The organism is Xenorhabdus bovienii (genome assembly GCF_024721015.1).
In the GTDB taxonomy this organism is placed as follows: Bacteria; Pseudomonadota; Gammaproteobacteria; order Enterobacterales; family Enterobacteriaceae; genus Xenorhabdus; species Xenorhabdus bovienii.
Genome location: NZ_JANAIF010000206.1, coordinates 1 through 1,446, shown reverse-complemented (window position 1 = coordinate 1,446; position 1,446 = coordinate 1). Strand labels below are relative to the sequence as shown.

Genomic DNA, 1,446 nt, shown 5'->3' with positions numbered 1-1,446 from the left:
TGGAGTATGAGCTAAATACTCTATTGGAAGGTTATGGTGCTAAATTTGCAATTAATTTTTCTTGATTACTTAAATATTCCGTTTCTGATCTTAAGAAAAGCTTGGATTATGGAGAAAAGATACAAAGTACGGACGATATTGCTTCTAATCAAACATATTTAACCGCCCTCTACGCAAAGCATAAGAAAAAAGCCTCATTCTGGTCTTTGGCGGAAGAAAAAATTAAGGGTGTTTCAATGGATAAAGATGGCGCTTATTATGGAAAATGAAGGTTAGTTTGATCCTGCACCCGATTTGTGTCATTTCCATTAAAGGTGGCTATTCAGATGGCCACCGAATTCAATATTGTTTTAATGACCTGTAAGTTAAGCAACGTTTAGTTGCTTAACTTACAGGTCATTAAATGTATTCTTTTGGATGACTGATATCAATTAATTGAGGGATTTTAACACCATTTGAGCAGCTAAGAGCCGTGCTTTTTAGAGAGTCAATAATGCCTTTATTGACAACTCTCACCGTTGGACTAACTGCAATGTGTGTCTGTAGAGCATCAATGATATGATTTGCTATAGAATCATCTGAACAGTTTAAACCTTCTTTAGGCTCTACCCACAATTCTGACTGTTCCCGATCTAGTACTACAGCCGTACTGGCATTTTAATAAAACATCTACTTCATACAACAGATTGAAGTCATATAAGTTCTCAGTTTATCGCGTATCTGATAATACATTGATTTTGCAATCTTTACGGATGTAGTACTAGGATGGATTCGAACAACAGGGTGAGCGATCGGCGGGTACTCTAACTCTTTTCTTTGCAATAATTGTCGCCCTTTTTCCGTATCAGGGAACAGGTATTTGTATGATGCAAAATCATGTACTGCTTCCAACCCTCGGATGAAGTCTTGAGTTTTTGTTGAGAGAAAATCATAGGCGGTAGTCATACTGCTGAAACAGGTATCGCCGCCTATCTCAGGGACAATCCTCGAATAGAGCATTGTTGCCATAGGTGGGCAAAGCTTATAGGTTTCATCTGAGTGCCAACGGTCTGTTAACACGGGTGGGTTACCATCCTTATAGTCAAAGACGATTAATTCTGGATTCTTTTCACTGTTCTCAGCAAAAGGGTGTACGGTCAGTGGCCCGAAATATCGACCTAAGCGCATTAAATCTTCTGATGTTAGATCTTGCTCAAGAAATACCAACACTTCATGCGCTTCCAAATCTGACTGAATAGCCTTAACCATCTCATCATCTAATGGTCCATTCAGATCAATGCCACGTATTTCAGCACAGAAATATGGGCTCAGTTTGCGTATGGTATATTTATTTTTATCACTCACTTTGTTTTATCTCCAGAAATGTCACTTATATATCCGTCGTCATTGAAGATGCTTGATTTTTCATTTGTATCAGATCATGATCGCGCTCATGAAAATTAATCT

General features: G+C 38.2%; 3 protein-coding genes. 1 reads left to right on the top strand and 2 read right to left on the bottom strand.

Features of this window, described 5'->3' with window-relative positions; translation table 11 throughout:
- Positions 1–101: 101 nt before the first annotated feature.
- On the top strand, positions 102–269 hold the full coding sequence (locus NXS07_RS20020) for a hypothetical protein (protein ID WP_258087511.1): 168 nt from the start codon (positions 102–104) through the stop codon (positions 267–269).
- Positions 270–399: 130 nt separating this feature from the next.
- On the opposite strand, the gene NXS07_RS20015 is transcribed toward NXS07_RS20020, so the two are convergent.
- Positions 400–615: a hypothetical protein gene (locus NXS07_RS20015; protein ID WP_258087510.1), complete on the bottom strand. Its 216-nt coding sequence runs from the start codon at positions 613–615 to the stop codon at positions 400–402.
- 54 nt (positions 616–669) lie between these two features.
- The gene (locus tag NXS07_RS20010; protein ID WP_230581003.1) at positions 670–1,344 is read right to left on the bottom strand and encodes a TauD/TfdA dioxygenase family protein; all 675 of its coding nucleotides are present in this window, start codon (positions 1,342–1,344) and stop codon (positions 670–672) included.
- Positions 1,345–1,446 lie beyond the last annotated feature (102 nt).